Source organism: Myxococcus llanfairpwllgwyngyllgogerychwyrndrobwllllantysiliogogogochensis, assembly GCF_006636215.1.
In the GTDB taxonomy this organism is placed as follows: domain Bacteria; phylum Myxococcota; class Myxococcia; order Myxococcales; family Myxococcaceae; genus Myxococcus; species Myxococcus llanfairpwllgwyngyllgogerychwyrndrobwllllantysiliogogogochensis.
Genome location: NZ_VIFM01000104.1, coordinates 1 through 21,163 on the forward strand (window position 1 = coordinate 1; position 21,163 = coordinate 21,163).

12 protein-coding genes are annotated in these 21,163 nt (G+C 68.3%); 4 read left to right on the forward strand and 8 right to left on the reverse strand.

Annotated features, from left to right (window positions below; all coding sequences use genetic code 11):
- Nucleotides 1-49: 49 nt before the first annotated feature.
- Nucleotides 50-6,688 (forward strand): non-ribosomal peptide synthetase, encoded by a 6,639-nt coding sequence (locus FJV41_RS24440; RefSeq protein ID WP_246137385.1) that lies wholly within the window; start codon nucleotides 50-52, stop codon nucleotides 6,686-6,688.
- 7 nt (nucleotides 6,689-6,695) lie between these two features.
- Here FJV41_RS24440 and FJV41_RS24445 read toward each other — a convergent pair whose 3' ends face one another.
- Complete coding sequence (locus FJV41_RS24445) at nucleotides 6,696-7,952, reverse strand: MFS transporter (RefSeq protein ID WP_141644956.1); 1,257 nt, start codon at nucleotides 7,950-7,952, stop codon at nucleotides 6,696-6,698.
- Nucleotides 7,953-8,170: 218 nt separating this feature from the next.
- Between FJV41_RS24445 and lysW the strand changes: the two genes are divergently transcribed.
- Nucleotides 8,171-8,368 carry a lysine biosynthesis protein LysW gene (gene lysW, locus FJV41_RS24450; RefSeq protein ID WP_141644957.1) on the forward strand — a complete coding sequence of 66 codons (198 nt, stop codon included), beginning with the start codon at nucleotides 8,171-8,173 and terminating at the stop codon, nucleotides 8,366-8,368.
- 13 nt (nucleotides 8,369-8,381) lie between these two features.
- Nucleotides 8,382-9,245 carry a family 3 encapsulin nanocompartment shell protein gene (locus FJV41_RS24455; protein ID WP_141644958.1) on the forward strand — a complete coding sequence of 288 codons (864 nt, stop codon included), beginning with the start codon at nucleotides 8,382-8,384 and terminating at the stop codon, nucleotides 9,243-9,245.
- Between the two features lie 75 nt (nucleotides 9,246-9,320).
- On the opposite strand, the gene FJV41_RS24460 is transcribed toward FJV41_RS24455, so the two are convergent.
- Together FJV41_RS24460 and FJV41_RS24465 are read right to left on the reverse strand one after the other, a co-directional pair.
- Entirely contained in the window at nucleotides 9,321-10,289 is a 969-nt protein-coding gene (locus FJV41_RS24460; RefSeq protein ID WP_141644959.1) for an SAM-dependent methyltransferase, read from the reverse strand.
- Between the two features lie 135 nt (nucleotides 10,290-10,424).
- A complete protein-coding gene (locus FJV41_RS24465) occupies nucleotides 10,425-11,549 on the reverse strand; it encodes a hypothetical protein (protein ID WP_246137384.1) in 1,125 nt (374 codons plus the stop codon).
- Between the two features lie 260 nt (nucleotides 11,550-11,809).
- Between FJV41_RS24465 and roxA the strand changes: the two genes are divergently transcribed.
- Nucleotides 11,810-13,831, forward strand: a complete 2,022-nt coding sequence (roxA, locus tag FJV41_RS24470) for a rubber dioxygenase RoxA (protein WP_141644960.1) — start codon at nucleotides 11,810-11,812, stop codon at nucleotides 13,829-13,831.
- A 92-nt stretch (nucleotides 13,832-13,923) separates the two neighbouring features.
- Here roxA and FJV41_RS24475 read toward each other — a convergent pair whose 3' ends face one another.
- The 5 genes from FJV41_RS24475 to FJV41_RS24495 are packed head-to-tail and all read right to left on the reverse strand — an operon-like array spanning nucleotide 13,924 to nucleotide 21,143.
- On the reverse strand, nucleotides 13,924-15,330 hold the full coding sequence (locus tag FJV41_RS24475) for an aldehyde dehydrogenase family protein (protein ID WP_141644961.1): 1,407 nt from the start codon (nucleotides 15,328-15,330) through the stop codon (nucleotides 13,924-13,926).
- A 30-nt stretch (nucleotides 15,331-15,360) separates the two neighbouring features.
- Entirely contained in the window at nucleotides 15,361-17,538 is a 2,178-nt protein-coding gene (locus FJV41_RS24480) for a 3-hydroxyacyl-CoA dehydrogenase NAD-binding domain-containing protein (RefSeq protein ID WP_141644962.1), read from the reverse strand.
- 41 nt (nucleotides 17,539-17,579) lie between these two features.
- Nucleotides 17,580-18,791 (reverse strand): acetyl-CoA C-acetyltransferase, encoded by a 1,212-nt coding sequence (locus FJV41_RS24485; RefSeq protein WP_141644963.1) that lies wholly within the window; start codon nucleotides 18,789-18,791, stop codon nucleotides 17,580-17,582.
- Between the two features lie 34 nt (nucleotides 18,792-18,825).
- Nucleotides 18,826-19,974, reverse strand: a complete 1,149-nt coding sequence (locus FJV41_RS24490; RefSeq protein ID WP_141644964.1) for an acyl-CoA dehydrogenase family protein — start codon at nucleotides 19,972-19,974, stop codon at nucleotides 18,826-18,828.
- A gap of 29 nt (nucleotides 19,975-20,003) precedes the next feature.
- On the reverse strand, nucleotides 20,004-21,143 hold the full coding sequence (locus FJV41_RS24495; protein WP_141644965.1) for an acyl-CoA dehydrogenase family protein: 1,140 nt from the start codon (nucleotides 21,141-21,143) through the stop codon (nucleotides 20,004-20,006).
- Between the last annotated feature and the right edge of the window lie 20 nt (nucleotides 21,144-21,163).

Sequence of the window (21,163 nt, forward strand, 5' to 3'; positions counted from 1 at the left end):
GTACGGGGCGAGGGTGAGAGGGGAGACGGGGGCGGAGCGAGGCTTGGAGGTGCAGTACGCGGACTACGCGAGGTGGCAGCGGGAGTGGCTGAAGGGGGAGGTGCTGGAGAAGCAGTTGGCGTGGTGGAAGGAAGAGTTGGCGGGAGCGCCGCTGGTGCTGGAGCTGCCGACGGACCGCCCGAGGCCCGCGGTGCGGACCTACCAAGGCGCACTGAAGCGGGTCGCGCTGCCAGCGGGGCTGGAAGGGGCGCTGCGCGAGCTGAGCCGGAAGGAGGGGGTGACGCTGTACATGACGTTGCTGGCGGGGTTCCAGGCGTTGCTCTCGCGCTACAGCGGACAGACGGATGTGGTGGTGGGGACGCCGATCTCCGGGAGGAACTGGAGGCAGGTGGAGGCGCTGGTGGGGTTCTTCGTGAACACGCTGGTGGTGAGGACGCAGACGCAAGGGGCGAGCTTCCGGGAGCTGTTGAGGAGGGTGAGGCGCGCATGCCTGGGAGCGTTCGCGCACCAGGACCTTCCGTTCGAGCAGTTGGTGGACGCGCTCCAGCCGAGCCGGGACTTGAGTCGCTCGCCACTCTTCCAGGTCATGTTCGTCATGCCTGGCACCTTGTCGCCACTCGACCTGGACGGCGTTCAGGTGGAGGACCTCGACTTCGAGCCCGGCGTGTCGAAGTTCGACCTGACGTTGTTCGCGTGGGAGACGCCTCGCGGGTTGGTGACGTACTGGGAATACAACACGGACCTCTTCGACGCTGAGACGGTGTCGCGCATGGCGGGCCACTACGGCCGGCTGCTGAGCGCGGCGGTGGAGACCTCGGAACGACAGGCCTCGGAGCTCCCGCTGCTCGGAGACTCCGAGCGACAGCGCTTGCTGGTCGACTGGGGCTCGCGCCAGGACTCCACCTATGTGCCGGGGCTGATGCACCAATGGGTGGAGGCCCAGGTCTCGCGAACGCCTGATGCGGAGGCCGTCACGGACGGCACACGCTCGCTGACCTATGCGGAGCTGGACGCGCGCGCGAACCAGCTCGCGCACCACCTGGTGGCGCTCGGGGTTCCTCCCAATGGCTCGGTGGGTTTGTGTCTGGACCGGAGTGGACTGGAGATGCCGGTGGCGGTGCTCGCCACCTTGAAGGCGGGCGCGGCGTTCCTTCCATTGGACCCGACCTGGCCCGTCGAGCGACTGGCGCTCATGCTGGAGGATACGCGTGCGCCCGTGGTGCTGGCACAGTCGCACCTTGTCGCCGCGCTGCCGCCGAACACCGGCGCTCGCATTGTCTGCCTGGAAGACGAAGGCCCCGCCATCGCCCGTCGTCCCACGATGGCTCCGCGTGTCGACGTCTCGCCGGAGACACACTGCTACTTCGTCTACACCTCGGGCAGCACGGGGCGACCGAAAGGCATCGTCATGTCCCACCGCGCGGTGGGCAACATGCTCTGGTGGTTGCTGCGGCGCACGGTGAAGCCGGACGCCACCACGCTCCAGTTCGCTTCGCTCAACTTCGATGTCTCCTTCCAGGAGTTGTTCGGCACCTGGTGCCTGGGCGGACGCGTCCTGCTCATCACCCCCGAGTTGCGCCGGGACCCCAGTGCGATGCTGCGGTACATGGTGCGTCACCGGGTGGAGCGACTGTTCCTGCCCTTCGTCGCTCTCCAGGCTGTGTGTGACGCGGCCGGTGCGGAGGATGTGTTGCCGCCGCTGACGGAGGTGGTGACAGCGGGCGAGCAGCTCCAGGTGACGCCCGCGCTGGTGGCCTTCTTCGAGCGGCTCCCGGGCTGCGTGCTGGAGAATCAGTACGGGCCCTCGGAGGCGCACGTCGTGACGGCCTGGAGGGCATCGGGCCCACCGTCGTCATGGCCCGCGCTTCCTCCCGTGGGGGAGCCCATCACCAACGTGCGGCTCTATGTGCTGGACGCGAAGGGCGAGCCCTGTCCCCTTGGTGTCCCCGGGGAAGTGGGCGTCGCCGGTGCCAGCCTCGCGCATGGCTACCACGGCCGTCCGGACCTGACCGCGGACCGCTTCCTTCCGGACACGCTCGGCGCCGCACCGGGCGAGCGCTACTACCGCACGGGGGACAGGGCCCGCTGGCTCGCGGATGGGAACCTGGAGTTCCTCGGCCGCCTGGACGGCCAGGTGAAGCTGCGCGGGTTCCGCATCGAGCTGGGCGAAGTGGAGGTGGTGTTGCGAGCCCTCCCTGGTGTGCGAGACGCGGTGGCTGTCGTCCGCGAGGATGTGCCGGGAGATCGGCGGCTCGTGGGCTACATCGTCTTCCAGGAAGGCCAGCGGCTCGAACCCTCCGAGCTGCGCACGCAACTGCAAGCGAAGCTGCCCGAGTACATGGTGCCGTCGGCCTTCGTGTCTCTGCCCACGCTTCCGCTGGCGCCGACGGGAAAGGTGGACCGCAAGGCACTGCCCGTGCCGCGTACGGAGGAGGCTCGGGGTGGCTACATGGCGCCGCGCACCGCGATGGAGCGTGTGGTCGCGGAGGTCTTCGGCCCGTTGCTCGGACTGGAGCGTGTGGGCATCGAGGCCCACTTCTTCGAGCTGGGAGGACACTCGCTGCTCGCGACGCAGGCGGTGTCGCGCTTGAAGGAAGTCATCGGTCGCGAACTCCCTGTCCGGGTGCTGTTCGAGTCCCCCACGGTGGCCCAGCTCGCGGAGCATCTGGAAGACGTGCTGGAGGATGCGAGGGGCGCGGCACCGCCGCCGTTGGTGCGGGGGCCTCCGAGTGCCGTGGCGGAGCAGTCCTTCGCGCAGCAGCGGTTGTGGTTCCTCTCGCAGCTCGATGCCGAGGGGTTCTCCTACAACATGCCTTTCGCCGTGAGGCTGACGGGGTCTCTGCACGTGAAGGCGCTGGAGGAGGCGTTCCGCGAGGTGGCGAGGCGACACGAGTCACTGCGGACGACGTTCGGCGAAGTGGACGGCCGGCCGGTGCAGCGAATCCACGAGGTGGTGGAGTTCATCCTGCGCGTGGAGGAGGTGAAGGAAGGGGAGGTGCTGGCGCGAGTGGAGGAGGAGGCGCGCGGGCCGTTCGACCTGGAGCGAGGGCCGCTGCTGAGGGCGAAGGTGCTGAAGGTGGGGGAGGCGGAGCACGTGTTGGTGTGGGTGGTGCATCACATCGTGTTCGACGGGTGGTCGGTGGGAGTGCTGGAGCGGGAGCTGAGCGAGGCGTACGAGGCCAGGGTGAGAGGGACGGCCGTCGACGAACGGCGTCCGGAGGTGCGGTACGCGGACTACGCGAGGTGGCAGCGAGAGTGGCTGAAGGGGGAGGTTCTGGAGAAGCAGCTGACGTGGTGGAAGCAGCAGCTCGCCGGCGCACCGCCCGTGTTGGAGCTGCCCACCGACAGGCCACGGCCCGCCATGCAGTCATTCAACGGGGGCCATCTCGCGGTGCGACTGCCTCCGGAGCTGGCGGGGGTGCTGCGCGAGCTGAGCAGGAAGGAGGGGGTGACGCTGTACATGACGCTGCTGGCGGGGTTCCAGGCGTTGCTCTCGCGCTACAGCGGACAGACGGAGGTGGTGGTGGGGACGCCGATCTCCGGGAGGAACTGGAGGCAGGTGGAGGCGCTGGTGGGGTTCTTCGTGAACACGCTGGTGCTGAGGACGCAGACGCAAGGGGCGAGCTTCCGGGAGCTGTTGAGGAGGGTGCGGCGCGCATGTCTGGGAGCGTTCGCGCATCAGGACCTTCCGTTCGAGCAGTTGGTGGACGCGCTCCAGCCGAGTCGGGACTTGAGTCGCTCGCCACTCTTCCAGGTCATGTTCGTCATGCCTGGGCCCACGGCTCCGCTGGCCCTGTCCGGCCTCGCTGTGGAGGAGCTGAGCTTCGAGCCGGGCATGGCGAAGTTCGACCTCACGCTCTTCGTGCGCGAGCTCCCTCAGTCGCTCGTGACGTACTGGGAATACAACACGGACCTCTTCGACGAGGAGACGGTGTCGCGCATGGCTGGCCACTACACGCGACTGCTCCAGGCCGCGCTCTCCCAGCCTGGACAGGACGTGGAGGCGCTGCCGTTGCTGGGGGAGGCCGAGCGACGCCGCTTGCTCGTCGAGTGGAACGCCACCGAGGCGCCTCGGTCCTCGGCGTCCTGTGTGAATGCGCTCTTCGAGGCGCACGCCGCGCGCACGCCCGATGCGGTCGCTGTCCGCTTTGGCGAACACTCGCTCACCTATGGCGAGCTGAACCGGCAGGCGAACCGACTCGCGCGACTCCTCCGCCGGGGTGGTGTGGGCGCTGACGTTCCGGTGGCCCTGTGTGTCCGACGTTCGCTCGACCTGGCTGTGGGAGTGCTCGGAGTCCTCAAGGCGGGCGGCGCGTATGTCCCGCTGGACCCCTCCTATCCACGGGAGCGCCTGGAGTGGATGCTCCGCTCCTCGGGTGCCACATGGTTGCTCACGCAGTCCACGCTCTCCGACGTGTTGCCGGACGGCGTGGCGCGCAGGCTCGACCTCGACACGGAGGCGGCGCGTTTCGCGGAGGAGCGCTCGGCGGACCTGGAGCCGCTGGCGGGCCCGGAGTCGCTCGCCTACGTCATCTACACCTCGGGCTCCACCGGTACGCCCAAGGGGGTGGCCATGCCTCACGGGCCTCTGCTCAATCTCGTGCAGTGGCAGCTCGGCGCGTCCACGCTTCCCAGGGGGAGGACGCTCCAGTTCTCCCCGCTGAGCTTCGACGTGAGCTTCCAGGAGCTGTTCTCCACCTGGGCGGCGGGAGGGGAGCTGGTGCTCATCCCCGAGGACCTGCGGCTGGATGCGCACGCGCTGCTGGAGTTGATGGACCGGTGTGAAGTCGAGCGCCTCTTCCTGCCCTTCGTCGCGCTCCAGAACCTGGCGGAGGTGGCGGACCGTGAAGACTTCGTGCCGCGACGGCTCCGCGAAATCGTGACGGCGGGAGAACAGCTTCGGGTGACGCCGGCCCTGCGTCGCTTCGCGCGGAGGTTGCCCGGGTGTGTCCTGCACAACCACTACGGGCCCACGGAGTCGCACGTGGTGACGGCCCACACGCTGGCCGGCGACCCCGAGTCATGGCCCGACCTGCCCTCCATCGGACGCCCCATCGCGAACGCCCGGGTCCATCTGCTGGACGCGCGACAGGCACCTGTTCCCCTCGGTGTTCCCGGGGAGATGTACCTCGGAGGTGACGCGCTGGCGCGTGGCTATCTCCACCGGCCGGACCTGACGCTGGAGCGCTTCGTTCCGGACCCACTCGACCTCTCTCCCGGTGCGCGGCTGTACCGCACGGGTGACTTCGCGCGGTACCGGCAGGACGGGACGCTCGAGTTCCTCGGTCGACGCGACGCGCAGGTGAAGGTGCGTGGCTATCGCATCGAGCTGGCCGAAATCGAAGCGGTGCTCGCGCGCCACCCGGCGCTGAAGGACTGCGTGGTGGAGGCGCGCGCGGATGGCTCGGGCCTCACGCGGCTGGTGGCCTATGTCGTGGGCGGGGAGGGCGGTCCGCCAGCGGTCCCTGAGCTGCGGAGCTTCCTCAAGCAACGACTGCCCGAGTACATGGTGCCCGGCTACTTCGTGCCGTTGGATTCGCTGCCGCTCACGCCCAGCGGCAAGGTGAACCGCCGCGCGCTGCCTGCTCCGGAGGGAGAGGTGGCTGCCCGCTTGGTGGAGCGAGTCCCGCCGCGAACGTCGCTGGAGCTTCAGCTTGTCCGCGCATGGGAGGAGACGCTGGGCCTGCATCCCGTGGGCATCCGCGAGGACTTCTTCGAACTGGGTGGGCACTCGTTGTTGGCCGTGCGGCTGCTCGGGCGGATTCGCGGGCTGACGGGGCGGTCGCTTCCGGTGGCGACCTTGTTCCAGGGGGCGACGGTGGAGCGCATCGCGGGCCTGTTGCACCAGGACCAGGGGCCGACGTCGTCGCTGGTCGAGCTGCGGAGCGGAACGACGAAGCGGCCCTTCTTCTGCATCCACCCCGTGGGTGGAACGGTGCTCGCGTACGCGGAGCTCGCGCACCTGTTGGGGCCCGACCAGCCCTTCTATGGTTTACAGGCGCCGGGGCTCGACGGTGAGGCGCCGACCCTCGACAGCGTGGAATCCCTGGCGGCGCACTACCTGCGCGCCATTCGCACCGTCCAGCCTCGTGGGCCTTACCTGCTCGGTGGATGGTCCTTGGGCGGCACGCTCGCCTTCGAGCTGGCGCAGCAACTCCAGGAGCAGGGCGAGCAGGTGGACCTGCTGGTGCTCATCGACACCTATGCGCGAGCCCATCCCGGAGGTGCGGTGGACCGGGAGTGGCTGGAGCCCACGAGGTTGGGCGCGCTCTTCTTCAGGGACCTGCTGCGCGCGGCGGGCGCGGACCTTCCGTGCTCCGAGGCCGCGCTTTCACAGCTCGCTCCGGAGGAAGCATTGCGTCTCCTGGAAGAGGCCGGTCGCAAGGCGGCGGCCCTGCCCGAGTCGGGCCTCAGTGCGCTGCGCGAGGTGTTCGAGTCGAATCTCCGGGCTGCCTGGCGGTATGTGCCCCGGCCGTACACCGGCACGTTGCTCTCCATCGAGTCGGGCGAGTCGCCCCGTGCTCACGAATGGGAGCTGCTGGCCAGGGGTGGCGTGGAGGTCCACACACTGCCCGGAGACCACTACGCACTGCTGCGGCTTCCGGGAGTGCAGCAGCTCGCCGCGATTCTGGGCGACGCGCTCGCGCGAGCCCAAGCGAAGACCCAGCCTCGGAGCGTGTCCGCATGATCCACGCTCAGGCAGAAGGAGGAGGCAATCGCGCCTCCAGTGACGCGAGCCGGCCCGGCAGCAGGACGCGAACGCCCAGGGCCAGCGCGAAGAAGAGCAGCGCCGCGCATGCGGTGACGGCGCGCAGTCCCAGTCGGTCTCCCAGCGCTCCCTGCAACCACACCCCGCCCGAGTACCCGAGGTTCAGGACCAGATTGAACAGGCCGCTCACGCGCACTTGGAGCTCCGCGCTGGCGCGCCCCTGGCACAACGTCCTCAATCCCCCCACGGCAAGCAGATACAACGCGCCGAGGATGAAGAGCGAGACACCCGCGAAGGCCACGGTCGGCGACAGCCAGTACGCGGCGGCCACGGGCCCCAGCAGGAGCAGCGTCCTTTCCAGCAGAGGACCGCGTCCCCAACGCTCGGCCAGTGTCCCCGCGAGTACGGCGGCGGTGACCGCTCCCACGCCCTGCACGGTGGTGAGCAGCGACGCCGTGGCAGCGTCTCCATGGAGCACCCGCAGCGCGAGCACCGGCACCAGCGCGATGAAGGGAGAGATGAGCGCGGCCACCCCCAGCGTTCCACCCAGCGCCGCGGCGATGCCCACGTCCTCACGCGCCGCGAGCAGCCCGCGCTTCACGCCACTCCACAGGCCCTCTCCGGGCCGCGCACTCCCTCGACTCACCGGCCCCATCCACGCCAGCGCCACCAGCACGGCCACGAAGGAAATCGTGTTGATGAGAAATGCCCACGCCACGCCGCCTCGCGTGAGGACGATGGCCGCGAGCGCCGGGCCGAAGATGCGCCCCAGGTTGGCCTGCGCCAGGTCCAGACTGAGGCCGCTGTGAAGCTGCTCGGGCGGGAGAATCACGGCCGTCATCGCCGAGAAGACCGGCAGGGTCAGCGCGCTCATGCAGCCGTGCAGGACGCAGAGGATGGCCAGGGGCGTGAGCGTGAGCTGCCCCATGGCGGCCAGCGCCGCGAGCGCCCCGGCTATCAGCGCTTGACCCAGCGTGCACACCGCCAGATACGCGCGCCGGTCAAACCGGTCCGCCAGCGTTCCCGCGAGCGGGACGAGGACGATGGAGGGCAGGAACGCCAGCGCGGTGATGCGGCCCATCCACTCCGCGCGCCCCGTCGTCTCCGTCACGTAGATGCCCAGCGCGACCAGCTCCATCCACGTCCCCAACGTGGAGATGAGCCCACCCCACCAGACCTTCACGTAGGCCGGGTGGCTGAAGGCTCGAAACGACGGATGACTCGAAAGTCGCCGAATGGACATGGGACGTGGCGGCAGTGGAGCACAGAAATCCTTCGTGCCGAGACAGCTGAGAAATGCCGCCTTGCTGCACGCGCGCGCCTTTCCTGGCTTGTCTTGACGAGGGCGGAGAAGGCTCCCAGACTGCACGCGCCTGGGACTCAGGGAGGGTGTGAAACATCGCGCCCCATGAACCCGTTGCCGTCAGCGACAGCGACGGCGGTTGAAGAAGGAGCAAGGGCATGCATGCACTGACGAAGCAGTCGGAAGCGACCGGGCAGGCTCTGTGTCCCACGTGTTCTCAGCCCATCGATGGTGAGGGCCGTGTGCAGGGCGAAGTTCTCACGTGCTCGGGGTGTGACGGCGAGCTTGAGGTGGTGGGCCTCAACCCACTGCGGCTCGAAGAGGCACCCGAGGTAGAGGAGGACTGGGGCGAGTAGGCCCGAGGTCGACATGAGCGCGAACGAGACAGTGGAGCAGCCCGTTCTCTCCCCCGGAAAGCTCTTCGCCCAGGCGGTCGCCACGCAGGGTGCGAAGGCCTCGGTGGATTTCTCTCACACCATCACTGAGGCCTTCCCGGGCTTCAAGCGACGGCCGCGCATCGCGGTGCGTGCCCTGTTCAAGGTCGCGAAGGCGGACGGCGCCAAGGTGAAGTACTGGCACGAGACGCCTCCCCAGACGGCGCCGACGGTCGCGGTGGAGGACGTGGGCCTGCGCCCCGAGGCCGCCTTCGAGTTCCACACGGACCTGGCGACGCTCAAGCCGACGACGGCCTGGATTCAAGTGCCCCCGGCGCTGCTCGACGACCCGGAGACGCTGGCGACCTTCATCGACTTCCGGCTGCTGGTGCGGCTGTGCACGGCGGAGAACCAGGCCCTCGCGCGCGGACGCGGAGGAGACCGCGTGCGCGGACTCCTGGAGACGCCGGGGATTGCCCGCCTCCCCGCACGCTCGGACCCTGTCTCCTCGCTGCTGGCCGCGTGTGACAGGGTGGAGCAGATGGGTGGCAGCGCCGACGGCATCCTCGTCAACCCCGCGGACTACTACCGGTACTTCGTGGGACGCGGCGGACTGCTGGCGGACCTGACGAGCATGGGCGTGCGCATCGCTCGGGCGCGCATGGTGGACCCCGGGCAGGTCATCGTCGGGGACTTCACCGCGGCGGCCACCATCTTCGACAGCGGTCGCTCCTCCATCCGCTTCGCGGAGGCGCCCCCGGGAATCTTCCCGCGAGAGGGCCTGGCGGTTTGCGGCGAGATTCACACCGCGCTCGTCGTCCACCTGCCGACGCACTTCTACGTCGCCTCGTTCGTCTGACGGACGTCGGGCGGGAGCGCGGCCACACCGTCCGGAGTCACTCGATTCCGGACGGCGGCGGCCGACATGCTTGGCTCAGGGCTTCTCCGCGTAGACCACCGCGTACTCGTCGCAGTTGAACAGCGTGAGCCATTGGAGTTGCTCGAACTCCATCTGCCGCGCGCGTCGCACGTCCTCGCGGACCTTGGCGACGGTGACACTGCCGGGCTGTCGCTCGGCGGCCGTCATCCCTCGCAGCGCGGCCAGCGCGGTGTTGACCGCCGGGTAGACATCCGACGCGATGGAGTCCAACCGGGCCAGCTGGAAGCCCGCGTGTCGCAGCTCGGAGACATAGCGCTGCGTCGTCCAGACGTTGGCCTCGGGAAAGGCAATCCGGCCCCGCCAGTAGCGGTGACGCAGGCGGCGACGCAGCCCCGCGCCCGACTCGCGGTCCGTCTTCTGACACATGTCCGCCATGACCAACCGGCCTCCCGGGCGCAGCACCCGGAATGCCTCGCGCAGGAAGTCGCCGCGCGTCCGGAAGTGCATCGCGGACTCCAGGGCGAAGACGACGTCGAACTCGCCCGCGCCGAAGGGCAGCTGCGTCGCCGAGCCCAATTCCAGCTTCACGACGCCGTCCAGCCCGGTGAGCCTGAGGCGCTCTCGTCCGATGTCGACCTGCTTGGGCGTGACGTTGACGCCGACGATGCGCGCGGGGCGATACGTCTCCGCCCAGAGGATGTCCTGGTCCGCATAGCCGAAGCCGCAGTCCAGCACCGAGTCGCGCTCGCCCAGCCGCGCCGTGCGGGCGAGCAGGTGCGCCATCTGCGCCTGGGCCGCCATGAACAGCTCTCCCACGCGCTCGCAGTTCGTCTCGTCCACCCGCTCCACGTCACGCCAGTAGCCCAGGTTGATCCAGAATGGCTCCCGTCCGGTGCTGACGCGAATCTCTTGTGGCGTTGGAAGCCCCGTCACCCAGGCGCCCGTCTCGTTCGTATAGAAGCGCTCAGGGTCCGCCAGCACCGCGCTCTTGAGCTGCCTTGCGACCTGCATGACGTTGAACATCGCGAGCCTCCCCGACAGCGATGTTGGCATCATGGCGCGGAATGCAGGGATTGAGGAGCTGTCAGGACACATAAATGCCAAAGGCAAGCGTGGGGGTAGGTCTGGCAAGGTGGGAGGAATTGACGCCCCGCGTGCTCATGTCGGACCCAGCGGGTCTCCGGACGGGCCGCTCCTGGCGCGCAGGCCAGGGCCCAGCTCGAAGATGAGGCCGAACTGGACCAGGCTCACCGGCTCCAGGAAGAGGATGTTGAGGTAGTCCTGTCCGTGCACGTACCGGACGAACGCGCCGAAGCCCGCGCCCCAGCGGGGGAGGGCGGCGGCTTCCACGTTGAAGGTCCACCGCTGGCCAGGTGTCTCTCCAAAGGGGCCGTTGACGTTGCCCTCCACGCGGAAGCGGTGCTCGAACCACAGCCGCTCCACCAGGAGGCCAAAGCCGACATGGCCATCGCCATACACTTCGCGCATCTCCGGGGTGATGCCGCCGAAGGCGAGTGAGGAATTGCGTTCGACGAAGGCCCCCACGCCGAAGCTCCACGCGGAGCGACGGGCCATGTCGATGTTCTCGATGAGCCGGAACTGGGCTTCCAGCCGGATGAAGTTGGTGGAGAAGTCGCCGCTGGTCTCATTGAGTGGCAGCTCGCCCTCGACGGACGCGCAGCCTCCCTCGGCCTCGCTCTGGTTGGCGTAGAAGCACCCCGCCTGGCCATTGGAGTAATGCCCCACCGAGACGTTGATGAACGACAAGGCCATTCGCCTGGGTTTGCCCTGGTCATCCAGCCAGGGCTTCCACAAGTGCGCCGCCTGGAGCGTCAGCTTGGGCATGAAGGACGGCGGAATGACGGGGCTGGACTCCTGCGCCAGCATGCGCAGCCGGATGTTCGGCGTCACCACCGCGCTCAGGATGTACTCACCCAGCGTGGGGGTGGCGTGGCCGATGTGGAGCTGAGGCAGGAAGAGATTGGGTGCGACCTGGGCCTCGAACACCAGGTGCGAGGGCTCCGGGTCTCCCACCCGGCGAATCCGATTGGGCGAGAAGAAGACGTAGGAGCGGTCCAGCCCGACGTTGAACGGCGCGTCCAGTTCGAAGCGTGAGCTCGCCTCCGCTCCCGGCGTCAGGCCCAGCAGGATGAGCAGCCAGACCCAGCGCCGCCACGACGGGATGCTCCCGGTGGAAGGAGGCCTCGCGGTGTCGGCGCTCCGGGAGGACCCGGTTTCCAGCGAGGGGAGGACAGGGGGCGAGGAGCGAGCGTCGAGGTGCACGGAGGTCTTCCCCGGTGAGGGGGCGGTGTGACCTCCTTGATACGACGGACTTCGGATATTCCGCAACACGGAATATCTCGCTGGCGGATGATGAGTTTGTGATTGAGGCTGAAGTGGGGCGGCCCTGCCTTGAGGCGACAGGTCGTCGAAAACCCCCCAATCCCGGATTCGCTGACGCGCTGCGTATTGTGCGCCTTCACTCCGGGGCCTAAGTATCGCGCTGTTGTCAGAGTGCCAATAAGTAGTGGAGGGCTGCGCGCATGCGACTGCACCGAAGTCGTCAGTGGGCTTTTTCGAGTTCCTTGCTCCTGGCCCTGGTCGTCACCCGGGCGGAGGCCGCGGACCCGCCGTTGTTGGATGTGACGGCCAACCGCTCTCCGTTCGGGTCGGCGTGCCAGGGTCAGCCGGATTCCACGCCGTTGCCGGTGGACCCCCGAACCCTCGTTGTCCCGGGCATCAACAAGCCGGGGGCCGCGGTGCAGTTCAACGCGTACTGGGTGGACCTGCACAACCCGCCGCCGCCGTTCGTGACGACGCTGGCGCCAAACCCGACGAACTGTGGAGAGTTCCGCGCGAGCGTCGCCCGCGGAAAGAAGAACATCGAGACGCGGGCGTACTTCCAGCCCTTCTCGACGGCGACCGCGTACTACGGCATGTACACGCTGTGGGGATATCTGTTCCGCCCCTCGGACTTCGACGAGCAGGTCATCAAGCGCTACGGGATGTCGAAGGCCCCCTTCCGCAATCCCTATCCGATGCCCTGGGAGAACCCCAACCTCACCAACGGCGGCAGCGGGCAGCTTCCGCTCGGCCTGGTGCAGGAGCGCGACTCCAACGGCCGCTGGACGGGCGCCATCGCCTCCACCTGCTCGGGCTGCCATGACTCGCGGCTGGGCACCGAGTCGGAAGCCGGCTTCGTGTGGGGCCGCTCCAACGACGCCCTGGACGCGGGCCTCATCCAGTCCGACATGTTCCGCTCCACCGTGGTGGGCAACATCTTCCAGATTGCCCCCGTGCCCTGGAGCGTGGGCCGAGGCATGAGCGACGCCATTGGCATCGTCGACCTGCTGCCCGCGCTCTTCGACATGGACTCGCTGGCGATGGTGCCCAGCCTGCTCGAGTACTTCCCCACCCATGCCGGTGGCATGTCCCGCGCTCCCAACTGGTGGTACCGCGCGTTCAAGACGCGCCAGTTCTGGGATGGCGCGCTGACGTCCGACAACGTCCGCTCGGAGATGGCGTTCGCCGTCGCCAACCTGGGGCGCAACGCGGCCGAGCGCCGCGCGCTGACCGCCGAGTTCGAGGACAACGACAACTTCTTCGTCTCGATGTCGCCCCCCGCCTACCCGAAGGCCATCAACACCGCGCTGGCCGAGCAGGGCGCGGTCCTCTTCCACGAGCGTGACTTGTGGGCCAATGGCGCCAACGCCACCATTCCGAAGACTCCGGGCAACGGCTCTTGTGCGAGCTGCCACGGCGTCTACTCGCCGCGCTACGCGGTCAACCCCGCGTACCTGCCCGACCCGCGCCTCAAGGGCATCTCCGGCGTCATCACCCCCATTGAAACCATCCGCACGGACCCGGCCCGCAAGGATTTGATGGCGGACGAGCGCAAGCGCAAGGCGTGGAACACGTCCTTCCTCGCCTACAACGACGAGCACCCCAACCACGGCCCGTTCTACGACGACCCCATCAGCAGCGCCCTGCGCCGGGTGCCGCGCGCCGCGTATGACAACGGCATGGGGCCCGTGTACTCGCCCGAGGGGCCCAACGCGTGGATCAAACCGTTCGGCTACGTGGCCACGCCGCTCTACGGCGCGTGGGCCTCCGCCCCGTACTTCCACAACTCCAGCGTGCCCACGCTCTGGGACGTGCTGAAGCCGTCGGACCGTCCCAAGGTGTGGAAGCGCCAGCAGACCTCCACCAACAACCTGGGCACCAACGCGGGCTTCGACCCGAGCCACGCCTCCTACGACTTCAACAAGCTCGGCTGGAAGGTGACGGCGCTGGCCTGTGGAGATCGCCCGGCCAATGACCCCTTCATCCCGTGCAGCCATGAGATGGCCACGCTGGACGTGCTGTTCGCCAACATCGCGAACGTCGTCGCCAACTACAACTCGCTGGCGTACCAGTCGCCGCCGCCCATCACCCAGAAGCAGATTCGCTCCCGCATGATCTTCAACTCACACCTGTACGGGCTCGGCAACGAGGGCCACGACTTCACCCAGTCGCTCACCGACAGCGAGCGCTGGGCCCTCATCGAGTACATGAAGACGCTCTGAAAACGACTCACCCGTGACGGGCCTTTCAGCCTGTCACGGGTGGGCGGTGAAGCACGGCGGCCCTCCGGGAGGACACCCCCGGGGGGCCGTGGCTACATCAGGCGCTTGAAGAGGCCGAGCTTGCCCACGTACGGCGGGTAGCGCATGGCCAGGTCCAGCAGGAAGGGCCGCTTCACGACGCTCTTCTTGTGGCTGAAGGCATCGAAGCTCGACTGGCCGTGGTAGCCGCCCACGCCGGACTCTCCCACGCCGCCGAAGGGCAGGCCCTCCGCCGCGAAGTGGACGCAGACGTCGTTGACCACGGCGCCGCCGCTCGACGTCTCCGTGAGGACCCGCTCGTTGACGGCCGAGTCCTTGGCGAAGCTGTAGAGGGCGAGCGGCTTGGGCCGCGAGCGCACGAAGCGGATGGCCTCGTCGATGCTCGGGCAGTCCACCAGCGGGAGGAGGGGACCAAAAATCTCGTCCTGCATCAGCGGGCTGGACAGGGGGACGTCGGTGATGACGGTGGGCGCGAAGAAGCGGGAGGACGCCTCGCGCTCGCCGCCGAAGGCCACCTTCCCGTGCCCCGCGAGCGCGGAGACCCGCTCGAAGTGCCGGGGGTTGATGATGCGGCCGTAGTCATTGCTGGTGCGCGCGTCGGCGCCGTAGAAGCCGGTGACGGCCTTCTGGACCAGCGCGGTGAAGCGCTCCTTGATCTCGGGCGGGATGAGCACGTAGTCCGGAGCGATGCACGTCTGGCCCGCGTTGAGGTACTTGCCCCAGGCGATGCGGCGCGCGGTGACCTCCAGGTCCGCGCTCCGGTCCACGATGCAGGGGCTCTTGCCGCCCAGCTCCAGGACGGTGGGCGTCAGGTGTTTGGCCGCGGCTTCGGCCACCACGCGGCCCACCTGGGTGCCGCCGGTGAAGAAGATGAGGTCCCACCGCTCCGCGAGCAGGGCGCGGCTGATCTCCGCGTCCCCCTCCACGACGGCGACGACTTCTTCCGGAAACGCCTCCGACAGCAGCCGGGAGAGCACGCTCGACGTGGCAGGGGCCAGCTCGCTGGGCTTGAGCACGGCGGTGCAGCCCGCGGCGAGCGCCCCGATGAGCGGCGCTATCGACAGCTGATAGGGGTAGTTCCAGGGCGCGATGACCAGCGTCACGCCGAGCGGGTCCGAGTACTGATAGGCCCGCGCCGGCTGGATGACGATGGGTGCCGAGCCCCGGCGGGGCTTCATCCACGACTTCACGTGCTTGAGCGCGCTCTTGATCTCCCCGTAGATGCTGCCGACCTCGGTGAGATACGCCTCCTCCGCGCTCTTGTTCAGGTCCGACTTGAGGGCGGAGAGAATCTCCGCCTCGTACTTGCGCACCGTCTGGCCCAGGGTCTCCAACTGCGCCCGCCGCCACGCGAGCGGGAGCGTGACGCGGGATTCAAAGTAGGCACGCTGCTTTTCGACGAGCGCCTTCGCATCGAACGAAGACGGGACAGCGGCGAGGCGGGTGGAACCCTGGGCCATGGGACTTCTCCTTGCGTGAGATTCGCGCGGCTACTTCAGGAACTCGCCCCGCTCGGCCTTTTCGACGAGCGACGCGGGCGGCAGGAAGTGCTTCCCGTAGCGCTGCGCGAGCTCGCGAGCGCGGGTGACGAAGCCACGCGGACCCGTGCCAGCGGGGCCCTCGTAGCCGTTGATGAACTGGGCCACGCCGCCCGTCCAGGCCGGGAAGCCGATGCCCAGGATGGAGCCGATGTTGGCGTCCGCCGCCGAGCGCAGCACGCCTTCATCGAAGCAGCGCACCGTGTCGATGGCCTCCGCGAACAGCATGCGCTCCTTCATGTCCTCGAAGGGGATGGTGTGGCCCGCCTTCGTGTAGTGCTGGGCGAGCCCCGGCCACAGGTTCGCGCGCTTGCCGTCCACGTAGTCGTAGAAGCCCGACCCGGTGGAGCGGCCCTTGCGCCCGTGCTTGTCGATGAGCGCGTCCACCACGGCGTAGCTGCCGTGCTCCACCCACGTCTGGCCCGCGGCCTCCGCGGCCGCCTTCGTCTCCAGGCGGATCTTGCGCGGCAGGGTCAGCGTGAGCTCGTCCATCAGCGCCAGGGGCGCCGCGGGGTAGCCCGCCTGCAGGCCCGCCTGTTCAATCGACGCCGGGGAGATGCCCTCGCCCACCATGGCGATGGCCTCGTTGAGGAACGTGCCGATGACGCGGCTGGTGAAGAAGCCCCGGCTGTCGTTGACGACGATGGGCGTCTTGCCAATCTGCACCGCGATGTCGATGGCCTTCGCCAGCGTCGCGTCGCTCGTCTTCTTGCCGGCGATGAGCTCCAACAGCGGCATCTTGTCCACGGGGGAGAAGAAGTGCATGCCCACGAAGTCCTCCGTGCGCTTCACGCCCTCTGCCAGCAGGGTGATGGGGAGCGTGGAGGTGTTGGATGCCAGCACCGCGTCCGGGGCCACGACGTCCTGCACCTCCTGGAACACCTTGTGCTTCAGCTCCACGCCCTCGAACACGGCCTCGATGACCAGGTCGCAGCCCTTGAGCGCGGCGGGGTCCGCCGTCGGGGTGATTCGCGCCAGGAGCGCGTCGCCCTTCTCCTTGGTGGACTTGCCCTTCTGGACGGCCTTCTCCACGAGCTTCACGGAGTACTGCTTGCCCTTCTCCGCGGACTCCTGGCTCACGTCCTTGAGCACCACGTCGATGCCCGCCTTGGCGCAGACGTAGGCGATGCCCGCGCCCATCATCCCGGCGCCCAGGATGCCGACCTTCTTCGCCGTGTGCTGCGGGTAGCCCTTGGGCCGGCCGCCACCGGAGTTGATGTGCTGCATGTCGAAGAAAAACGCCTGAATCATGTTCTTCGCGACCTGGCCGGTGGCCAGCTCGGTGAAGTAGCGCGACTCGATGGTGAACGCGGTGTCGATGTCCACCTGCGTGCCTTCCACGGCCACGGCCATGATGGCGCGCGGCGCGGGCATGTTCGCGCCCTTGATCTGCTTGCGCAGGTTGGCGGGGAAGGCGGGCAGGTTCGCCGCGAGGCCGGGGTTGGACGGGGTGCCGCCCGGAATCTTGTAGCCCTTCGCGTCCCACGGCTGCTGCGCCGTCGGGTTCGCCTTGATCCACGCCTTGGCCGCGGGCAGGAGCGCCTCCACGGAGTCCACCACCTCGTGCACCAGGCCCACCTCCTTGGCCTCCTGCGGGCGGTAGCGCTGGCCCTGGAGCAGCACCTTCATCAGCGCGTCCACGATGCCCAGCATGCGCACCGTGCGCACCACGCCGCCGCCACCGGGCAACAGTCCCAGCGTGACTTCCGGCAGGCCCACCTGCGCGCCCTTCACGTCCGCGACGATGCGGCGGTGACAGGCCAGGGCAATCTCCAGCCCTCCGCCCAGCGCCGCGCCGTTGATGGCGGCGACCACGGGCTTGCCCAGGGTCTCCAGCGTGCGCAGGTGCGCCTTGATTTCCTGGCCGAACTCGAACGCCTGCTTCGCGTCCTCCTTGCGGATGCGCTGCAGGTCGTTCAGGTCGCCGCCGGCGAAGAAGGTCTTCTTGGCGGAGGTGAGGATGACGCCGGTGATGTCGGCCTTCTCCCTGGCCAGCCGGTCCACCGTCGCGCGCATGGACTTCATGTACGCGGCGTTCATGGTGTTGGCGGACTGGTTGGGGTCATCCAGCGTCAAGATGACGATGCCGTCGGCATCCTTGTCCCAGCGGATGGTGTTCTGCTCGCTCATGGGGTTCGCTCGAATCTTGTCGAAAGGTGAGTCAAAGGGGTTCAGACGCGCTCGATGAGGGTGGCCACGCCCATGCCACCGCCGACGCACAGGGTGATGACCGCGCGGCGCGCCTTGCGGCGCTCCAGCTCGTCCACCATGGTGCCGAGGATCATCGCGCCCGTGGCGCCCAGCGGGTGGCCCATGGCGATGGAGCCACCGTTGACGTTGAGCTTGTCGCTCGGGATGCCCAAATCCTTCTGGTACTTGAGCACGACGGAGGCGAACGCCTCGTTGAGCTCGAACAGGTCGATGTCCTTCACGGACAGGCCCGCCAGGTCGAGCAGCTTGCGCGTGGCCGGCAGGGGGCCGGTGAGCATGATGGTCGGGTCCGCGCCGGACGTCGCCACGGAGGCGATGCGCGCGCGCGGCGTCAGGCCCAGCTCCTTGCCCACCTTCTCCGAGCCGATGAGCACCAGGGCCGCGCCGTCGACGATTCCGGAGGAGTTGCCCGGGGTGTGCACGTGCTCGATGCGCTCCACCTCGTGGTACTTCTGCAGCGCCACCGCGTCGAAGCCGCCCATCTCACCGATGCCGACGAAGGACGCGTTGAGCTGGCCGAGCGAGGCCACCGTGGACTCCGGCCGCATGTGCTCGTCGCGGTCCAGGATGGTGAGGCCGTTCTGGTCCGTGACGGGGATGACGGAGTTCTTGAAGTAGCCGCCGGCCCAGGCCTTGGCGGCGCGCTCCTGCGACTGCGCGGCGTAGCGGTCCACGTCCTCGCGGGTGAAGCCTTCAATCGTCGCGATGAGGTCCGCGGAGATGCCCTGCGGCACGAAGTACGTGTCGTAGTTGGTGGCCGGGTCCATGGCCCAGGCGCCGCCGTCGGAGCCCATGGGCACGCGCGACATGCTCTCCACGCCGCCCGCGATGACGAGCTGCTCCCAGCCTGAGCGCACCTGCTGCGCGGCCATGTTCACCGCCGTCAGGCCGGAGGCACAGAAGCGGTTGAGCTGCACGCCGCCCACCGTCTCCGGCAGGCCCGCCGCGAGCACCAGCGTGCGGGCGATGTCCGCGCCCTGGTCTCCCACGGGCGAGACGATGCCGAGCACCACGTCGTCGATGCGCTTGGGGTCCAGGTTCGGGTGGCGCTTCTTGAGCGCGTCCACCAGCCCGACGAGCAGCGACAGCGGCTTGGTGCCGTGCAGCGCGCCTTTCTTGCCCTTGCCGCGAGGAGTACGGACCGCGTCGAAGATGAATGCTTCCTGGCTCACCGGGAGCCTCCTTGGGATTTGGTGTGGGAGTGGGCTACAGCGAACGGGCGACGAGCTCTTTCATGACCTCGTTGGCGCCGGCGAAGATGCGCATGACGCGAGTATCCGCGAACAGGTGGGCGATGGGGTATTCCTTCATGTACCCATACCCTCCGAAAAGCTGAAGGCAACGGTCAGCGACGATACACGCCTGGTCCGTGAGCCAGTACTTGGCCATGGCCGCGGACGCCACGTCCAGTTCGCCCGCCAGGTGCCGCTCGATGCACTCGTCGAGGAATGCCCGGCTAACCCTCCGCAACGTCGCGCATTCCGCCAGTTCGAAGCGCGTGTTCTGCAGAGCGAAAAGCGGCTTACCGAACACCTGGCGCTGCTTGGTGTACTCGACGGTGAGGTCCACGGCCCGGTCGATGCTCGCCTGCGCGAGGATGGCGGTGCTCAGCCGCTCCTGGGGAAGCTGCGACATGAGCTGCGCGAAGCCCTTGCCCTCCTCGTCTCCGAGCAGGTTGACGGCGGGTACGCGCAGGTCGTCGAAGAACAGCTCCGTGGTGTCCTGGCCATGGCCGCCGAGCTTCTCGAGGATGCGGCCCCGCCCGAAGCCGGGCGTGGTGTCGGAGACCTCGGCGCACACCAGGGAGATGCCCGCATGGCCCTTCACGTCGCTGGTGCGCACCGCGATGATGAGGAAGTCACACACGCGGCCGTTGGAGATGAACGTCTTGGAGCCGCTCACGCGGTAGAAGTCTCCCTCACGCACGGCGCGGGTGGAGATGGCCTGCAAGTCGGAGCCGGCGCCGGGCTCCGTCATCGCGATGGCGCCCACCCACTCGCCGCTGGCGAGCCTGGGCAGCCACTTCTGCTTCTGGGCTTCGGACGCGTAGGCGAGCACGTAGTGCGCGACGATGGAGCAGTGCACGGCGAAGCCCATGGTCGGGTCTCCGGCGCGCACCTGCTCCTCGGTGAGCACCGCCTCGTGGGCGAACGTGCCACCACCGCCGCCGTACGCCTCGGGGATGGACATGCACAAGAGGCCCAGCTCGCCCGCCCGGCGGTAGAGCGCCTTGTCCGGGTGGCCCTGGGCCACGTGCTTGGGGACGTTGGGGAGGACTTCCTTGGTGAAATAGGTGGCCGCCAGGCCACGCACCTGCTCGAGCTCGTCAGAGCTCCATCGAGGACGTGCCGTCATTGTCTGTCTCGCTCCGTCGTGAGTCGCTCTTACAGTCCGAACGTCTTGCCGATGATGTCGCGCTGGATTTCGCTGGTGCCGCCGAAGACGGTGGAGATGACCGTGGCGCGCAGGTGCGACTCCATGTCGTACTCGGTCGCGTAGCCGTAGCCGCCCATCATCTGAACACCCTCGATGGCCACGCGCTTGGCCGTCTCCGTCGTCTTCAGCTTGGCCATGGACGCCTCGCGGGGAAGCATCCGGTCGGGCGCTTCGTCCGCCATCTGCGCCACGCGGTAGATGAGCAGCTCGCAGCACTCCAGCTCCGTGGCCAGGTCGGCGATGCGGTGCTTGAGCGCTTGAAACGAGCCGATGGGCTTGCCGAACTGCTTGCGCTCCTTGACGTACGTGACGGCGTCGTCGAACGCGCGCCGGCCCCGGCCCAGCATGGACGCGGCGAGCAGGAGCCGCTCGCTGTTGAGGCCCGACATGAGCTGGGGCCAGGCCTGGTCCAGCCTGCCCACGACGGAGTCCTCCGGCAGGAAGCAGTCGGTGAAGAAGACGTCGTTGACCTCCTTGCCGTTGAGCGTGGGGATGCCGCGAATCTCCACGCCCGGCGTGCCCGTGGGGACGCAGAACATGGTGAGCCCCTCGTGCCGCGAGCCCGAGGACTGCGTGCGCGCGACGAGCAGCAGGTGGTCGGCGAAGTGCGCGTTGGAGCACCACGTCTTCTGACCGTTGATGAGGAAGCCTCCGCTCGTGCGCGTCGCGCGGCAGGTGATGGCGGCGGCGTCCGAGCCCGCGTCGGGCTCGGAGATTGAGATGGCCTCCACGCGGCCCCGGGTGATGCCGGTGAGTACCTTCTCCTTCTGCGCCTCGCTGCCGAACTTCGCGTAGGGGCTCGCGGCAACGGCCGTGGTGATGTAGCCGCCGACGGGGGCGAGTCCGTACGAGGTGCGCTCGGCGAACAGGCACATCTCGGCCATGCCGCCGTCGGAGCCGCCGTACTTCGGGGAGATGCCCACGCCGAGCCAGCCCAGTTCGGCCATCTCGGCATACAGCCGGGCATTGTGGGCCTCGACGCCGTGCTGGGTCAGCGCGTCGCGCTGCGCGCGGGTGCCCGTCCTGGCGCGACAAAACGCGTCGATGGAAGCAGCGAAGGACGCTTGCTCCGGAGTTCTCGCATGCATGGGGACTCGTGAGGGAGGCG

Bases quoted from the DNA above. Each gene is read 5' to 3' on its own strand.
- FJV41_RS24480 (WP_141644962.1), bottom strand. From the start codon at position 17,538: ATGAGCGAGCAGAACACCATCCGCTGGGACAAGGATGCCGACGGCATC.
- FJV41_RS24455 (WP_141644958.1), top strand. From the start codon at position 8,382: ATGAGCGCGAACGAGACAGTGGAGCAGCCCGTTCTCTCCCCCGGAAAG.
- lysW (WP_141644957.1), top strand. From the start codon at position 8,171: ATGCATGCACTGACGAAGCAGTCGGAAGCGACCGGGCAGGCTCTGTGT.
- roxA (WP_141644960.1), top strand. From the start codon at position 11,810: ATGCGACTGCACCGAAGTCGTCAGTGGGCTTTTTCGAGTTCCTTGCTC.
- FJV41_RS24490 (WP_141644964.1), bottom strand. From the start codon at position 19,974: ATGACGGCACGTCCTCGATGGAGCTCTGACGAGCTCGAGCAGGTGCGT.
- FJV41_RS24495 (WP_141644965.1), bottom strand. From the start codon at position 21,143: ATGCATGCGAGAACTCCGGAGCAAGCGTCCTTCGCTGCTTCCATCGAC.
- FJV41_RS24460 (WP_141644959.1), bottom strand. From the start codon at position 10,289: ATGTTCAACGTCATGCAGGTCGCAAGGCAGCTCAAGAGCGCGGTGCTG.
- FJV41_RS24445 (WP_141644956.1), bottom strand. From the start codon at position 7,952: ATGTCCATTCGGCGACTTTCGAGTCATCCGTCGTTTCGAGCCTTCAGC.
- FJV41_RS24475 (WP_141644961.1), bottom strand. From the start codon at position 15,330: ATGGCCCAGGGTTCCACCCGCCTCGCCGCTGTCCCGTCTTCGTTCGAT.